Origin of the sequence: Corallococcus sp. AS-1-6 (assembly GCF_020037015.1) — a bacterium.
GTDB lineage: Bacteria > Myxococcota > Myxococcia > Myxococcales > Myxococcaceae > Corallococcus.
Window position 1 is genome coordinate 246364 of sequence record NZ_JAIQDE010000005.1, and the last position, 14767, is coordinate 261130.

11 protein-coding genes are annotated in these 14767 nt (G+C 71.0%); 6 read left to right on the forward strand and 5 right to left on the reverse strand.

Annotation, left to right across the window (positions count from 1 at the left end; genetic code table 11):
- The first annotated feature begins 141 nt into the window (after positions 1 to 141).
- The 6 genes from hrpA to K8612_RS09565 all read left to right on the forward strand — a co-directional run bounded on the left by hrpA (position 142) and on the right by K8612_RS09565 (position 8676).
- The gene (gene hrpA / locus K8612_RS09540) at positions 142 to 3852 is read left to right on the forward strand and encodes an ATP-dependent RNA helicase HrpA (RefSeq protein ID WP_223762054.1); all 3711 of its coding nucleotides are present in this window, start codon (positions 142 to 144) and stop codon (positions 3850 to 3852) included.
- A gap of 51 nt (positions 3853 to 3903) precedes the next feature.
- Positions 3904 to 4455, forward strand: coding sequence for a DUF488 family protein (locus tag K8612_RS09545; protein ID WP_223762055.1), 552 nt, complete (start codon positions 3904 to 3906; stop codon positions 4453 to 4455).
- A gap of 457 nt (positions 4456 to 4912) precedes the next feature.
- A complete protein-coding gene (locus K8612_RS09550) occupies positions 4913 to 5554 on the forward strand; it encodes a DUF6310 domain-containing protein (protein ID WP_373692093.1) in 642 nt (213 codons plus the stop codon).
- A 1-nt stretch (position 5555) separates the two neighbouring features.
- Positions 5556 to 6308 carry a DUF5953 family protein gene (locus K8612_RS09555; RefSeq protein ID WP_223762057.1) on the forward strand — a complete coding sequence of 251 codons (753 nt, stop codon included), beginning with the start codon at positions 5556 to 5558 and terminating at the stop codon, positions 6306 to 6308.
- A 177-nt stretch (positions 6309 to 6485) separates the two neighbouring features.
- Entirely contained in the window at positions 6486 to 7733 is a 1248-nt protein-coding gene (locus K8612_RS09560; RefSeq protein WP_223742008.1) for a hypothetical protein, read from the forward strand.
- A 130-nt stretch (positions 7734 to 7863) separates the two neighbouring features.
- Positions 7864 to 8676 carry a hypothetical protein gene (locus tag K8612_RS09565; RefSeq protein ID WP_223762058.1) on the forward strand — a complete coding sequence of 271 codons (813 nt, stop codon included), beginning with the start codon at positions 7864 to 7866 and terminating at the stop codon, positions 8674 to 8676.
- On the opposite strand, the gene K8612_RS09570 is transcribed toward K8612_RS09565, so the two are convergent.
- From K8612_RS09570 to K8612_RS09590, 5 genes are read right to left on the reverse strand one after another with little or no spacing between them, the layout of a single operon-like run.
- On the reverse strand, positions 8648 to 9628 hold the full coding sequence (locus K8612_RS09570) for an ABC transporter substrate-binding protein (protein WP_223762059.1): 981 nt from the start codon (positions 9626 to 9628) through the stop codon (positions 8648 to 8650). The two genes, K8612_RS09565 and K8612_RS09570, sit on opposite strands and share 29 nt — an antisense overlap.
- Positions 9625 to 10677 (reverse strand): hypothetical protein, encoded by a 1053-nt coding sequence (locus tag K8612_RS09575; protein ID WP_223742005.1) that lies wholly within the window; start codon positions 10675 to 10677, stop codon positions 9625 to 9627. Before K8612_RS09575 ends, K8612_RS09570 begins: the two co-directional genes overlap by 4 nt.
- Positions 10674 to 12734, reverse strand: a complete 2061-nt coding sequence (locus tag K8612_RS09580) for an MFS transporter (RefSeq protein WP_223742004.1) — start codon at positions 12732 to 12734, stop codon at positions 10674 to 10676. Before K8612_RS09580 ends, K8612_RS09575 begins: the two co-directional genes overlap by 4 nt.
- Entirely contained in the window at positions 12731 to 13489 is a 759-nt protein-coding gene (locus tag K8612_RS09585; RefSeq protein ID WP_223742003.1) for a hypothetical protein, read from the reverse strand. Before K8612_RS09585 ends, K8612_RS09580 begins: the two co-directional genes overlap by 4 nt.
- A 16-nt stretch (positions 13490 to 13505) precedes the next feature.
- Complete coding sequence (locus K8612_RS09590; protein WP_223762060.1) at positions 13506 to 14765, reverse strand: OprO/OprP family phosphate-selective porin; 1260 nt, start codon at positions 14763 to 14765, stop codon at positions 13506 to 13508.
- Between the last annotated feature and the right edge of the window lie 2 nt (positions 14766 to 14767).

Sequence of the window (14767 nt, forward strand, 5' to 3'; positions counted from 1 at the left end):
GGCGGGCGCGACGCTAGGGGACGGGGGGAGCCTGGTAAAGCCTGCTCACCCGCATGCCGGCGCGTCCTGGCGCGCAGGGAGCAGGCATCCACACGATTCGTCAGGGGCGAAGCGTGCCCTTCAGTGCTAGTTCATCCCCCCATGTCCGGCGAATCACCTGTCCCCGCCCCCGGCGGCTTGCCCACCCTGCGCTTCCCCCCCGAGCTCCCCATCTCGAGCCGGGTGGAGGACATCACCGCGGCCATCTCCGCCCATCAGGTGGTCATCGTCGCGGGGGCCACCGGCTCGGGGAAGACGACGCAGTTGCCGAAGATCCTGCTCGCCATGGGGCGTGGCCGCCCGCGCCAGATTGGCGTCACCCAGCCCCGGCGCATCGCCGCGACGAGCGTGGCGGCGCGCGTGGCTCGCGAGCTCGGCACGGAGCTGGGGTCGGACGTCGGCTACCAGATCCGCTTCGAGGACCGCTCCTCCCGCCAGACGGCCGTGAAGTTCATGACCGACGGCGTCCTGCTCGCGCAGATCCACGGCGACCCGCTCCTGAGCCGCTACGACACGATCGTGCTCGACGAGGCCCATGAGCGCAGCCTCACCATCGACTTCCTGCTCGGGTGGATCAAACGCATCCTCCCCCGGCGCCCCGACCTCAAGGTGGTGGTGAGCTCGGCCACCATCGAGACCGAGCGCTTCTCGCAGTTCTTCGGCGGGGCTCCGGTCATCCAGGTCGAGGGCCGGACCTTTCCGGTGGACGTGCTCTACGAGCCGCCCCCCGAGGACTCCGAGCTCGCCGACGCCGTCGCCGATTCAGTGGCGAACGTGCTCTCGCTCGACCCGGACGGGGACGTGCTCGTGTTCCTCCCCGGGGAGCGGGAGATCCGCGAGGCCGAGAATGCCCTGAACGCGCGCGAGCTCCGCGGCACGGTGGTGCAGCCGCTGTATGCGCGCCTGTCGGCCGGCGAGCAGTCACGCGTCTTCGCCACCATCCCCCAGCGCCGGGTCATCCTCGCCACCAACGTCGCGGAGACGTCGGTCACCATCCCGGGGATCGTGTACGTCGTGGACACGGGGGTGGCGCGCCTGTCGCGCTACGAGCCGCGCTCGGGCACCACGCGCCTGCACATCGAGGCGGTCTCCCAGGCCAGCGCAGACCAGCGCAAGGGGCGCTGCGGCCGCGTGCGCGAGGGCATCTGCGTGCGCCTCTACGACGAGCTGAGCTTCACCACGCGGCCCGCCTTCACCGACCCGGAGATCAAGCGCACCGGGCTCGCGGGGGTCATCCTGCGGATGAAGTCCCTGGGCCTCGGTGACGTCGAGGACTTCCCCTTCCTCGACCCGCCCCAGCCGAAGGCCATCGCCGAGGGCTGGCGAGTGCTCGAGGAGCTCGGGGCCATCGAGGGCAAGGAGCGTACGTTGACGCCGCTCGGGCACCAGCTCGCGCGCTTCCCGGTGGACCCGCGCATCGCGCGGATGATCCTGGCCGGCGCCGAGTATGGGTGCCTGGACGAGGTGCTCATCGTCGCCGCGGCGCTCAACCTGCAGGACCCGCGCGAGCGGCCCCGGGAGCTGGCGCAGAAGGCGGACGCGTCGCACGCGCGCTTCCGTGACGAGCACTCGGACTTCACGGGGCTGCTCAAGCTGTGGGCGTTCGTGCGCGAGGCCGAGGGCCGGGGGACGTCCCATCTGCGGCGCGTGTGCCGCGACAACTTCCTGTCCTTCCTGCGGGTGCGCGAGTGGCGCGACGTCCAGCGCCAGCTCGAGGAGACCGTCCGCGAGCTGCGCCTGCCTCGCAAGGGCCGGGGCGCCCCGGCGCGCGGGGACGTCCTGCACCAGGCGCTCCTCACGGGGCTCCTGTCCCGCATCGGCCAGTGGAACCCGGAGCAGCGCCACTTCACGGGCGCGAAGCAGACGCGCTTCATGGTCCACCCCTCGTCGGCGCTCGCGAAGAAGCCGCCTGCCTGGGTGATGGCGTTCGAGCTCGTGGAGACGTCCCAGTTGTTCGCGCGCACCGTGGCGAAGCTCGACCCGGAGTGGCTCGCGGCGGCGGCCCCCCACCTGCTCAAGCGCAGCTATTCCGACCCCCACTGGTCGGAGAAGTCCGCGCGCGCCATCGTGAAGGAGAACGCGACCCTCTTCGGGCTCCAGGTCTTCAAGGAGCGCCCCGTGGCCCTGGAGCACCTGGACCCGGCCCGGGCGCGGCTGATGTTCCTGGAGCATGCCCTGGTGCGCGGCGAGTACCGCACCCGGGGCGCGTTCCAGGAGAAGAACCGCCAGGTGCTCGAGCGCGTGGCGCGCCTGCGGGACAAGGCCCGGCGCAGCGAGCTGCTCGACAGCGAGGCGCTGCTGACGTTCTTTGATCAGCGCGTCCCGGAGGACGTGGCGGACGGCGCGAGCTTCGAGGCCTGGCGCCGCAAGGCCGAGGTGGCCGACCCCGACGTGCTCGTCCTCTCGATGGAGGATGCCCTCGCGCACGACCCGGGCCTGTCTCCGGCGCACTACCCGGATGCCATCTCCCTGCACGGCGCCTCCGTGCCGGTGACGTACACCTTCGACCCCTCGGCCGAGGACGACGGCATCACCCTGAGCGTGCCGCTGCTGCTGCTCGCCCAGGTGGTCCCGGGTGAGCTGGACTGGACCATCCCCGGGTGGCAGCGGGAGAAGCTCACCGCCCTGCTCGAGCAGCTCCCACGCGCCCAGCGCAAGCAGTTGGGGCCGGTGCCGGAACTGGTCGACCGGCTCGAGAAGGAGCTGGTGCCCTTCCGCGGGCCGCTGCTTCCCGCGCTCGCGCGCGCGGTGTCCCGGCTGTGCGGCGTGGACGTGACCGAGGAGTCCTTCCGGGCGGATGCCGTGGCGCCGTACCTGCGCGTCACGCTGCGGGTGCTCGACGAGCGGGGAAAGGAGATCGCGCGGAGCCGCGACGCCGACGCGCTGCTCGAGCAGCACGGGGGACATGCCCGGGCGGCGCTGCGCAGCGCGGCGCCGACCTCGGAGTGGGAGCGCAAGGGGCTGACCGGCTGGACGTTTGGCGAGCTGCCCGCCGTGGTCACCCGGCGGGTCGGCGGACTCGAAGTCCGCACCTACCCCGCGCTCGTCGACCGGGGCGCCACCGTGGACCTGACGCTGCTCGAGACCGCCGCCGCCGCGGACGCGGCCACTCGCACGGGGCTGCGCCGGCTGCTGATGCTCGCCGCGCGCGGACACGTGGCTGTCAGCGCCGCGCGGATGCCGCCGCCCTTCCCGTCCCTGGACGGCGCGCCGCCCGCAAGGGGCCAGGCCGATGCCTTCCGGGCGCAGGTCCTCGCACGCGGCGTCGACGATGCGTTCAAGCTCGCACCGGGTGCGCCGCTGCCCCGCACGAAGGCGGCCTTCGAGGCGCTGGTCCGCGAGGGCTCGCCGCGCATCGAGCCATCGGCCCGGGACTGGGCGAACGTCGTCGTCGCCACCTCCGCGGATCTGGCTGAGACGCTCGCCGCGCTCAAGGCGGCGTCCAAGGGGCCGAGCGGCGCGGCGGCCGTGCGGGACATCCGCTCGCAGCTCGCGCAACTGTTCCCCGCGAAGCTCATCGAGTGGATTCCCCTCTCGCGCCTGCTGAACTACTCGCGCTACCTCCGCGCGGCCCAGGCGCGGCTGGCGCGCGCGGTGGCGAACCCCGGCAAGGACGCGGGGAAGGCGGCGCCCTTCACCCCGCTGTGGGAGAGCTTCCTCGCCAGGAGCGCCACCGTGCGGGACCAGGCGGCGGCGCAGGAGCTGCGGTGGGCCTTCGAGGAGCTCCGCGTGGCCATCTTCGCGCCGGAGGTGACGACGCCCGTGTCGGTGACGGTGGCGAAGGTGGGCACGGCGCTCGCGGCGCTGCGGTAGCACCGGGGCGCCTTGTCGGGCGCTGGCCTCCGCCCCACATTGAAGCGGGCCATGAGGATGCCAAGGCGGGCGCGAGGATGGGGCGGCGTCCAGGTGTTCGCGCTGGGCCACTCCACGCGCACCATCGAGGAGCTGGTGGAGATGCTGTGGGCGAACGGCGTGCGGACGCTGGTGGACATCCGCACGGTGCCGCGCTCCCGCACGAACCCGCAGTTCAACGTGGACGTGCTGGGAAAGACGCTGGCACGGGTAGGGGTCGAGCACCTGCACCTGCCAGCGCTCGGAGGGCTGCGGCGTCCGCGCAAGGACTCGCCCAACGCGGCCTGGCGCAACCTGAGCTTTCGCGGCTACGCGGATTACATGCTGACGGAGGACTTCGCGCAGGGGCTGGAGGCGCTGCGGGAGGTGGTGCTGCGGGGGCCGGTGGCCCTGATGTGCGCGGAGGCGCTGCGCTGGCGCTGCCATCGCTCGCTGGTGGCGGACGCGCTCTGGGCGCGGGGTGTTTTGGTGACGCACATCACGAGCCCCACCCGCGTGGAGCCGCACCGGCTGACGGCCTTCGCGGAAGTGCGGGGGCGACAGGTGCTGTACCCGGCGACGTGACGTAAGGAAGCGCAGGTGACTTCACGTCCGAGCTTCATCGCTCCGCTCCTGCGCTCCGGGCCATGCGGCCGCACCTTTGCGGAACCCAAGGCGTCCTGGCTATTCACGACTCATGGCATGATCCACATTCAGCCAGCCTTGACCCGCGGAGCGCTGGCTCGACTGAAAGGGCGTGACCATGCGACTCCGCGCTTGCATCGCACTCCTACTCTTCCTTTCGGCGTGCGCCACGTCGACACCGGCTCCCGGCACACACGGAACGCGGAGCCAGAGACTCACCAACCTCCAGCGGGCGGCGAAGCTGCCCTGGACTGACGGTGGGCAGTGCGTGGTCCGCGAGGCATCCCGACCCTGGCCGGTTCTGGTGGAGAGGTGTTATCGAACCCTCGATCATGACCGGCTCGAATTCCACGACACCACGGGAAGATGCGCGGTTGCCTCTACTGACGCTGTTGCCGTGGGAATCGGGTTCTGCGTGCTGGCGGCTCCCGAGATTGCCGTGGGAGCCGTGATCGTGCTTGGCGTGGTGGTGGTCGGCGTCGCCATCAAGGAAGCGCTGGATGCATATGAACTCCGCCACGCCTACCCCGAGGAGGCAGGGACCTCACGAGGAACGAAGGTGCTATCCCGGGACGTTGAAGCGCAACGCAAGCCCATGACGGAGCCCGATCCCGCGGGACAGGACTGGTTTCCTCCGGCACCTCCCAACCCTCGAGATCGCGGACACCATCCGGAGTGCAAACCTCAAAGGGTCAATCACCGTGGCGGCAATGACCCACACAACAAATGCGCCGACAGAGTCCCGAACAACAGTTTTCCCGGTTGGGATGTGTTCGTGAATGGGAAGAACTTCGACGCCCTGCAACTGACAACACGTACGCTGTGGGAGGTCAAAACTGACAATTTCAACACATACAGTGACTTTCTCCGGGGACGGGTGCTCAGTGCTCAGGTGGCGGAGATGCGGATCGAGCGAGACCTCGCGCGTGCCTGCGGATTTGACTTCCGGATCGGAGTACGCAGCGAAGCGCACAAGGAAGCGCTGGGAGAACAAGCTCCGGATCTCAGTGATCTAATCGTCGTCATGGACTGGTGCTGAGATGACAGCCAAGCAAAAAATGACCCTGATCGTATATGCACCTGCGCTCGCGAGCAATGACAGTCGACCTGTGTCGGTGGTTCACGGAATGGAGCGAGTGTTCCCCGCCCTGCGTCTGAATTGGAGGATCACCGCAGACGGGCACCCCGTCGCATTGCCACAGCGTGACGCGTGGCTCGTGGAAGAGACCAAGCACGGGGGGTTCTCTCTCGTGTGCAATGGCGACGAGAATCATCCTGTGATGATTTACGGGTTGGAACTACCAGCAGCCAGTTCGCCCGGAGGCCAGGCACAATTCGAGGTCCATGTGCAAATGCCCTCGAATGCAGCAGGACTCACGGTGGTGACAGACGTGTTGGAGGCCGTAGCGGAAAGCGCACGCGCATCGTGGGGGCAGGCGACGCCGTCGAGCGCGGGGGCGGATATTGCGCGTCAAACGAAGAACTGGGCAGCGAATCCGCAGCCTCCCCCCCGAGGGCTGCCTGTGTTGAAGCTCCCAGAGAAGCTCCGTTCGCCTGAGATTCCGCATCGCCTCGGATGGCTGAACTACTGGTCAGTCAACGCTGCGAAGGCCATCGGATTCCCGGACCCGAATCGCGACGCCGAACTTCTCTCGCGAGCACGTCGCACGGAGTCGGGCGGGTGGATCGTGCGGCTCACCGACGCGCCGCTCGACCTGGACAACCCCGCCCACCTGGAAGCGCTCCTTCGGGCCTATGAGCGCTTCCCGGAGATCGGTGGGCGCGCGATGTGAACTCCAGAGGTAACCCCCAGGTTCGTCTTGGAACCTTCGGCTACCTCACGTGCGTGCCCCCTCCCCGGCCCACAGTCCCCTGAGGCCCCTTCTCCTTCACAACGGGCTCCAGCTCCGCGTCCTGGCTCCAACGCCTATGGGAGCGGGCGCTCAAAGCTCCAGAGGGAGAGGTCTTCGATGAGCCTGGTGAAGCAGCAGGGCATCCTGAGTCCGGGGACGCAGTACGCCAAGGACGCGGACGTCATCATGACGGCGGCGGTCCTCGGGTGGGCGTGGAGCCGTCTGACGAACGCGGACGTGAACAAGCGGCACGCGCGGGTCGACTTCGAGGTGGAGGACGCCCACAAGCTGACCGAGCAGGAGCTGCGGGAGAAGCCGGTGGACCCCACCCACCTGTCCGCCATCCAGAAGCTCAACAACCTCCTGCATGCGTCGGGGCTCAAGCCCGACCAGAAGGTGGAGCTGGGCACGACGCCCATCTGGACGACCGGTGGCCGAATCACCGGCGGCAGCGGCGACAAGAGCCCCAACGACGCCTACCGCTACAACCCGCCGCTGCCGGATGGGTATGCCGCCAAGCTGTTCCTGATGGCCACCAACCCGGCCACCGCGGACAAGCTGGGCTACCAGGGCCGCGGCGCCTACACGGGGTTCATCGATGGCCGCACCGACGGGCAGACCGGCCTGATGAGCACCTTCCGGCACAACGTGCCGTTCGACATCACCTACGGCCGGCGGTGGCACCCCCCCGAGGCGCCCGCGGACCGGCCCTGGGGGATGATCGGCTCCGAGGCGATGCAGGACCACGAGGACCGCGACCCGGAGAAGCAGGGCCTCAAGCAGCAGGGAATGCACTTCGAGGGCCCCACGCCCCAGCGCGGCCATGACATCTGCGCGTACACGCACGGGATGATCCAGGCCATCTACGACGTGCACTTCCACAAGCTCGCCAACGACACCAGCCCGAACAAGAAGACGCCCTACAACCCCGGCACGCCGTATGAGATCGCCGTGGGCAAGAAGACCACGAAGCTCGCCTCCTGCTTCCCGTGCAGCGTCTTCATGGAGGCCACCGGCCACCCGGCCTCCTCCACGCACCTGGGCCGCGGTGAGTCCTGGAGCCCCCTGTTCCCACCCCCCGGCTCCACCACCACGCAGCACAAGGCCTGGCAGGCGTGCAACACGCAGTGGCAGGACTACTGCAAGACCATCATCGACGCGGGGCTCCAGTGCCTGAAGAAGGCCCCGGCCCAGGTGAAGGACGAGTGGAAGGCCAGCGTGGGCGCGCTCGACCTCTACCTCAACGGTCCGAACGGCGTGAACAAGACGCCGGCCACCGCGGCCCAGGCCTACGCCAACCTCCTCCTGGACGCCGTGACGGTCCACGACAGCGAGGTGAGGCGCATCGACCGGGCCCTCAAGTAATCACACACATGCGGCGGTTCCCGGCTGGACGCCGGTGACTTCCGACAGGCCTCACGGGGCAGCCGCCCCGTGGGGCTTCTTTTATTTCCGCCGGGAATCACAGCGCCGCCGCCGGCGCCGTCCTGGCGGCATGATCCGAACGCACATCTCAGAGGCCTGTGAAGCCAGGGACCTGGCGCTGTTGGACGCCGTGCTCTTCGTCACCCAGGCGAAACAACGGGAGGCCTGGCACGAAGTGCTGGGCGATCCCGAGGTCCGCGATCCGCGGCGGGAGTCGCTCGCGGAGCGCCTGGCGCGCCGGACGGGCGCCCCGCTGGAGGGCAACGCCCTCTTCGCGTCGCTGCGCATGCGCCTGCCGGACACCCCCAACCGCCTGCTGGCCTATGGCCTGGCGCTGCGGGCCGCGACCCTGCACGGCGGACGCCAGGGCCCGGTGCACCTGCCGCTGGCCATGCTGTGCCGCGAGCTGGGGCTGACCCAGGCCCAGGCGCGCGACATGCGCCTGGGCCTCCTGGACGACATCTCCCCCGTCGCGCTGGCCGCGGAGCCCGCGCACCCGCGGCGCGCCCGCGTGCTGGAGGCGGTGCTGCTGGCGGCGGGGCTGGAGGCCCACCTCACGGAGGCGGAGACGCTGGCGCTGGACGCGTCACGGGAGGATGCGCCCCTCCTCCAGGAGCTGACCGGCCAGCTCCTGCGCCGCATCGCCTTCGGCTCCCAGGTGGCCTCGCCGCTGGACGCGCTGTGCCGGCAGTTGACGGACATCGCGCTCGCGCCCGCGACCCTCGCGCAGCGCTGGGACGCCCTGCGGCTGGCGTCCTGCTTCTCGCACGCGGTGGGCCACGACCTGGGACAGCAGCTCCTGCTCGACCTCTTGCAGGAGCTGCTGCCCCTGGGCGCCGTGGCGGCGGCCCGCGCTACCGCTCGCGAATCCGCGCGTACCTGAGGATGTGCATGGGCGGGTACAGCCCCAGCGCGTGCGCGGCCGGCATGTTCACCTCGAAGGAGAAGCGGGACAGCGTCTCCACGGGCAGCTCCGCCGGCGAGCGGTGCTCACGCAGGACCTGCGTGGCCTTGAAGCCCGCCAGGCCCCCGACGTTGTAGAAGGGCGCCACCAGCCCCATCATGCCGCCCGCCTCCAACTGCACCTCGATGGCGCAGAAGGTGGGCAGGCCCAGGCGGATCGCCTCGTCCATCAGCAACTGGCTGTGCGGCGCGAAGAAGTTCACCGGGGGCAGGTACACCAGGTCCGGCCTCCGGGCCGCCAGCGCCTGCATCATCGCGGGCAGGCGCGCCGCGTCCGGTTTCCCGTCCTTGCCGAGCGGGTGCACCGCCACCAGCTCGATGCCCGCCTGCGCGGTGAGCTGCTTGAGCTTGTCGAACATGTTGCGCTGGGACGGCTCGGAGGGGTTGTAGGCCACGCCCAGCCGCTGGAGCGGCATGAAGGACTGCATGGCCTTGAGCTGCACGGGCAGCGAGGCCACGTGCACGGCGCCGGTGAGGTTGCGCCCGGAGCCCTCCAGCCGCGTCACCAGCCCGGAGGCGATGGGGTCCGACACCATGGCGAAGACCACCGGGATGTCCGTGATGTGCCGCGCGGGGTCCACCTCCCCCACCCGGCCCACGAGCCCCTCCGTCACCAGCGTGCTCTGGGCGTAGATGAGGTCCGGGCGCCGCGCGCGGATCTCCTGGATGACCGCCGGCAGCCGGTTCGCGTCGCCTTCGATGTTGCGGACGGTGAACTCCACCTCCAGCCCCGCGCTGAGCAGGTAGTCCCGGAAGCCCTGGTCCGCCTCCGCGCCGGTGCGGTGGATGACCATGAAGACGCGGTACGGCGCCGCGGAGGCGGAGGCCGCCGACAGCAGGAGGAGCCCGGCGAGGAAGGCGCGGGCCGTCATCGCCCCGCCTCCGTGCGGGCGGACGCGTGCCGCCACATCCGGCCCTGGCGGTCCAGGCTGTGCCGCAGGATGTGCTCGATGACGTCCGCCTGCTGGAGCCCCGCGTCGCGCGCGGTGAACATCACCGCCGCGTGGCTGCCCAGGTTGCAGCCGATGTTGAACTCCAGGAGGAACAGCTCGCCGGTGTCGCGGTGCTGGCGGAAGTCGACGCGCAGGTAGTCGAAGTCCCGCACCGCGGCGCACAGCCGGAGCGCGTACGTGCGCAGGCGCTCCGCCACCGGGCCCTCCGGCGCCATGCGGCGCTCGCGCCCGCCCTCCAGCAGCCGCTTCTGCCGGTGGGTGACGATGCCGTGGGGCAGCGAGGAGGTCTCCTCCGCGACGCCCAGCAGCAGGGGCTCCTCGCCGCCCAGCACCGGCACCGTCAGGTCCACGCCGGGCACCAGTTGCTCCACGAGGCAGGCCTGGCCCAGGTCCTGGAACAGGCGCAGGCGCGCGTGCAGCCCGGCCTCCGTCTCCTGGATGCTGTCCTCGGAGATGCCCACGGACGCGGCGCCGAAGCGCGGCTTGATGATCCACGGCCCCCGGAAGTCCGGCGCGGGCGGCAGCTTCCCCTCCGCCGGGCTCGTCACCCAGGGCGCCGTCGGGATGCCCAGCGAGCGCGCCATCAGCTTGGTGAGGTGCTTGTCCTCCGCCAGCGCGCGGATGTTGGGGGGCGCGCCCAGGTAGGGCACCTGCAACCACTCGCAGAACGCCGACGTGAAGACCTCCGAGTTGCGCACCGGCGCGCGGTTGAGCAGCGTGAAGACGTAGTTGGGCTCGCTGCGGATGTGGACCAGGTCCTCCAGCGAGCGGCACGGCGTGCACCGCAGCCCCAGGCCCAGCAGCGTGTGGAACAGCTCGTGGTTGTAGCGCGGCAGCACGCCGTGCTCCGGGTGCGGCTCGGGCCAGGGGGCTCCGGGGTCCGGCGCGTACTGCGCGAGGAACAACACGTCCAGGCGCTCGCGCTGCGTGGGCGTCAGCTTCAACAGGTTCTGCGTGATGGCGGTCATGGGGCTTTCGGTGTGGGAGGGATGGGTGGAAGGGAACGCAGGAAGAGGTAGGCGGCGAGGCCCGCGGTGAGCGCGAGCATCCCGACGCCGATGACGTGCGTGCTGCGCACGAAGCCGCTGGCGCCCAGCAGCGCGGCGGCGAGCAGCGGGCCGACGAGGCTGCCCACGCGCTCGATCATCCGGAAGACGGACAGGAGCGAGTCCAGACCGAACCCGGCGCACTCCTCGGCGAAGAGCGGCGGGATGCTGGCGAGCAGCGGCGTGGCCGCCAGCGCCTGTCCCAGGCCCACCAGCAGCACCGCGGCCAACAGCGGCCACGAGCCGCCGGCCGACGCGAACAGCAGCACGCCCAGCCCGGAGAGCCCACCGCCCACGAGCATCATCCCGCGGTGCCAGCCATGGCGATCCGCCAGCAGCGACACCACCGGCGTGGCGAAGACCGTGACGATGAAGTAGCCCATCATCAACCGGCCGATGGCGGCCTCCGTGAAGCCCATCTCATGCAGGCGCAGGGGCGTCAGGTAGAAGAGGAAGCCCGTCAGCACCAGGCGCGCCGGCATGGCCGCCAGCAGGATGAAGAGCAGCACGCGCCCGCGCTTGAGGATGCCCAGGTAGGCGGCCATCGGGCGGGCCGCGCCCTCCTCCCGCGCCCGGACGGGGCCCAGGTCCGGAGCCAGCAGCAGCACCAGCGCCATGGCCAGGCACACCAGCGCCGCGGCCACCCCGAACGTCGCCGCGTAGCCGATGCGGTCCGCGAGGATGCCGCCGATGGCGGTGCCGCAGACGCTGGCGGCCGTGGACGCGCCCACGAACACGCCCATGCTCCGCGCACCGTGGCTCTGCTTCGACGTGCGCGCCACGTGCAGCAGCGCCGTGGTCGTCACGACGCCGTAGCCGCCCGCGGTGACGACGCGCCAGAGGAAGAGCTCCGTGAGGCTGGAGGCGAGGCCCGTCATGAACAGCCCCAGGCCCGCGGGCACCATGCCCACCAGCATCGCCACGCGGCTGCTGCGGGTGTTGAGCAGGCGCCCCGCCAGCGGCGTGCACACCACCATCGCCGTCACCCACAGCGACATGGGCAGCGCCACCATGAAGCTCTCGGAGAAGTAGGGGCCGGGCTGGTACAGCCGCTTGACGAAGAGCGGCCAGAACGAGCGCGACAGCTCCGAGCCGAAGAGGAAGACGAACAGCGGCAGCCGCAGGTCGCTCGTCCCGGGCTCCTCCAGCGGGGCGGGGGCCTTCGGGTCCCCGAAGCGGAAGCGCTCGCCCAGCGTGCGCGCCGCGCGCGCGTCCAGCGCCGCGTGCCGGCGGTTGAGGCCGCGCACCAGCCTGCCCGCGGCGGCCAGCGCCCGGGTGGCCTCGTCGTGCAGCCGCACCCGGGCCTGCCGCGTGAAGTCCCCCTCCCCGCCCAGCTCCAGCAGGCGCCGCAGCAGCCGCAGCGGCCGGAGGACCAGCAGGCCCATCAGCGCCATGAGCACCTCCACGGTGACCAGCGCCGTCACGAACAGGGTGATGAGGATGTCGGTGTGGATCTCCTGGAGCCGCTGCTCGACGTACGTCGCGTCGATGCCCAGGTGCAGGTGGCCGATGACGCGCCCCCGCGACTCCACGGGGTGGACCAGGTCCAGCTCCCCGTCCAGGCGCGCCAGGCCGCGCGCCTCTTCCAGCGTGTGGGCCCTGAGCACCTTGTCGAAGAAGGACGCGGGCTTCGCCCTCAAGTCCCTGGACGCGTACAGCAGGCGGCCGTCCGGCGAGGCGAAGCCGATGTAGCGGATCTCCTCGTGGCCCAGGGCCGCGTCATCCAGGTAGGCGTCCGCCGCGCCCAGCCGGTTCACCGGGATGCCCAGGTCCGCGGCGCGGTGGAACTGGAGCGCCACGGTCTGAGCCAGCGTCTCCGCCTTGGCGCGCAGGTCCGGCCGCAGCGACTCCTCGAACAGGCGCGAGGCCTGGAGCGACGCCGCCACCAGCGTCGCCACGATGAGCAGCATGGGCAGCAGGCTCACCTTCCAGACGCGGCCCCGGGACAGGCTCTGGTCGTTCGTGGGGGTGGGGCTCATGCCGGGCCCTCCAGCGAGCGCTCCGCGCGGGCCAGGGCCCCGGAGGCCTCCTGGTAGCGCGCGTCGAAGGCGCGCAGCGCCTCGTCGGCCGGGGGCACGTGCGCCGGGCCATCCATGTTCCGGAAGGCCTGCTCCATCGCCTGGAAGCGCTGGCCCAGCGGCCGGAGCAACAGCCACATCAGGGCGCAGACGAGCGCGAAGCCGATGGCCAGCGGCCACAGCGCCTGGCGGGCGAAGGTGTGGAGGAAGGCGCTCGCGCGCGCATCCAGCGCCTTGCGGTCATAGGCGATGAGCACCAGGCCCACGGGCTGGCTGAAGGGGTTGAGGATGGGCGCGCCCACCAGCAGGGCCTCTCGGTCCGAGTGGCTCCAGGTGCCGCCGTGCGCGGCGGCGGCGGCCTCGAACCAGGCGGCCCGCTCCCGGGCGGAGCCGGGCAGGTGCGTGGTGGCGTGCAGCCCGCTCTGGAACAGCACCGTGCCCCGGCGGTCCAGGATGGCGACGCCCCGGATGTCCGGGTCCATGCCGGACACGCGGGTGAGGATCTGCTGCGCGTCGCGGACGGCGGGCAGGGCCAGCCCCAGGTCGATGGCCGCCTCGGTGGAGGCCTTCGCGTCCAGCGCCAGCACGCGCAGCCGGGACCGCTGGAGTTCCCCGAGCGTCGTCTCGAACTTGGCGAAGTTGAGCAGGACGATCAGCGCGATGGAGAAGCACAGGATGGCCGCGGTCGCGGCCCCCAGCTTGAAGAACAGACTCATGGCCCCGCGCTCCCCTCTAGAAGAACCACTGGATGCGCATGAGGAGCTCGTCGTAGGGGGGCCGCCCTCCGGCGAAGACGTACCGGCTGGCGTTGAACATCCAGCGGGTGTTGGCGTTGAGGTACCAGTTGAGGCCGGCGGTCAGCTCCTGGAGGCGCTCCTCGGAGGGCCCGTCGTGGCCGGGCAGTCCCTCGAAGCGCAGCCGCGCGAAGCCGTAGCGCAGCCCCAGCTCCCAGGCGCCCGCGCCGTACCTGTCCGCGCCCGGGTCGAAGGGCCGCTCCGGCTCCACGCCCCGCTCCTGCTTCTTCTCGCCGGTCAGCACCCACGTGCCGGACGCGTAGAAGGCCTGGGAGCGCAGCCCCGTCAGGTGCACGCGCCGGTCCTCCCTTCCCTGGTCCGCGGCGGTGAGCCAGCCCTCGCGCGAAGGCGAGAAGAAGCGGGCGTACTCCACCTTCAGCGACGTGGGCCCCTGGAAGGAGACGAGGTCCGCGCCCAGGCGCCACTCGGGGGGTGCGACGAACAGGCCCGTGGCGCCCGTGGCGTACGTCACCTTGTACTGGGGCGCCGTCAGGAAGGAGAGGCCCGTGGCCAGCTTGCCGCGCGGCTCCTCCGGCAGGTTCTCGCCCAGCGCGTGGGTGGCGCTCACCGCGAAGGAGACGCCCTCCGCCGGCACCACGGCGAGGCGGCCCGCCAGCATCTTCCCGCGGTCCTCGTCTCGCGCCTTGCTGCTCGCCTCGTTGAAGAGGCCCAGCCAGTACTCCACGTGGTTGCCGGCCAGCTCTCCGTGGAGCGCCAGGCCCTGGTCGTACCGGGGCAGCACCAGGGAGAAGAGGAGGGACTGCTCGACGAAGTCCAGGAAGGTGGAGGAGGTCTCCAGCCACTCGTAGCCGAAGGGGACCTTGAGCCGGCCCGCGCGCAGCCGCAGCCAGGGCGCGGCGCGCAGCTCCAGCCATGCGTCCTGGTAGAGGGGCGTGTCGCGCAGGCCCACGTCGGTGATGAGCCGCACGTCCGCGAAGGGCGCCAGCGTGCCGGCCAGGTTGATGCGCGCGCGGCGGACGAGGAAGGTGCTCGCGAGCCCATCGTCGGTGGGCGTCAGCCGCAGGTCCGTCTGCAGGCCCATGCCCACGCGCAGCGCGGACCGGCCGTCACGGCTCTGGAGGACGGTGGCCCCCGTGGGCGGCGAAGCCTCCGCGCGGGCCCGGAGGGGCAGCAGGAATATTGAAACAAAGACAGACATCCAGACAAGGACACGCAGGTGGGGTGTGGGCATGCCCATGG

What these genes read in the sequence shown, in the direction of transcription:
- hrpA (WP_223762054.1), top strand. Translation starts at nt 142, where the DNA reads ATGTCCGGCGAATCACCTGTCCCCGCCCCCGGCGGCTTGCCCACCCTG.
- K8612_RS09545 (WP_223762055.1), top strand. Translation starts at nt 3,904, where the DNA reads ATGAGGATGCCAAGGCGGGCGCGAGGATGGGGCGGCGTCCAGGTGTTC.
- K8612_RS09555 (WP_223762057.1), top strand. Translation starts at nt 5,556, where the DNA reads ATGACAGCCAAGCAAAAAATGACCCTGATCGTATATGCACCTGCGCTC.
- K8612_RS09560 (WP_223742008.1), top strand. Translation starts at nt 6,486, where the DNA reads ATGAGCCTGGTGAAGCAGCAGGGCATCCTGAGTCCGGGGACGCAGTAC.
- K8612_RS09565 (WP_223762058.1), top strand. Translation starts at nt 7,864, where the DNA reads ATGATCCGAACGCACATCTCAGAGGCCTGTGAAGCCAGGGACCTGGCG.
- K8612_RS09570 (WP_223762059.1), bottom strand. Translation starts at nt 9,628, where the DNA reads ATGACGGCCCGCGCCTTCCTCGCCGGGCTCCTCCTGCTGTCGGCGGCC.
- K8612_RS09575 (WP_223742005.1), bottom strand. Translation starts at nt 10,677, where the DNA reads ATGACCGCCATCACGCAGAACCTGTTGAAGCTGACGCCCACGCAGCGC.
- K8612_RS09580 (WP_223742004.1), bottom strand. Translation starts at nt 12,734, where the DNA reads ATGAGCCCCACCCCCACGAACGACCAGAGCCTGTCCCGGGGCCGCGTC.
- K8612_RS09585 (WP_223742003.1), bottom strand. Translation starts at nt 13,489, where the DNA reads ATGAGTCTGTTCTTCAAGCTGGGGGCCGCGACCGCGGCCATCCTGTGC.
- K8612_RS09590 (WP_223762060.1), bottom strand. Translation starts at nt 14,765, where the DNA reads ATGGGCATGCCCACACCCCACCTGCGTGTCCTTGTCTGGATGTCTGTC.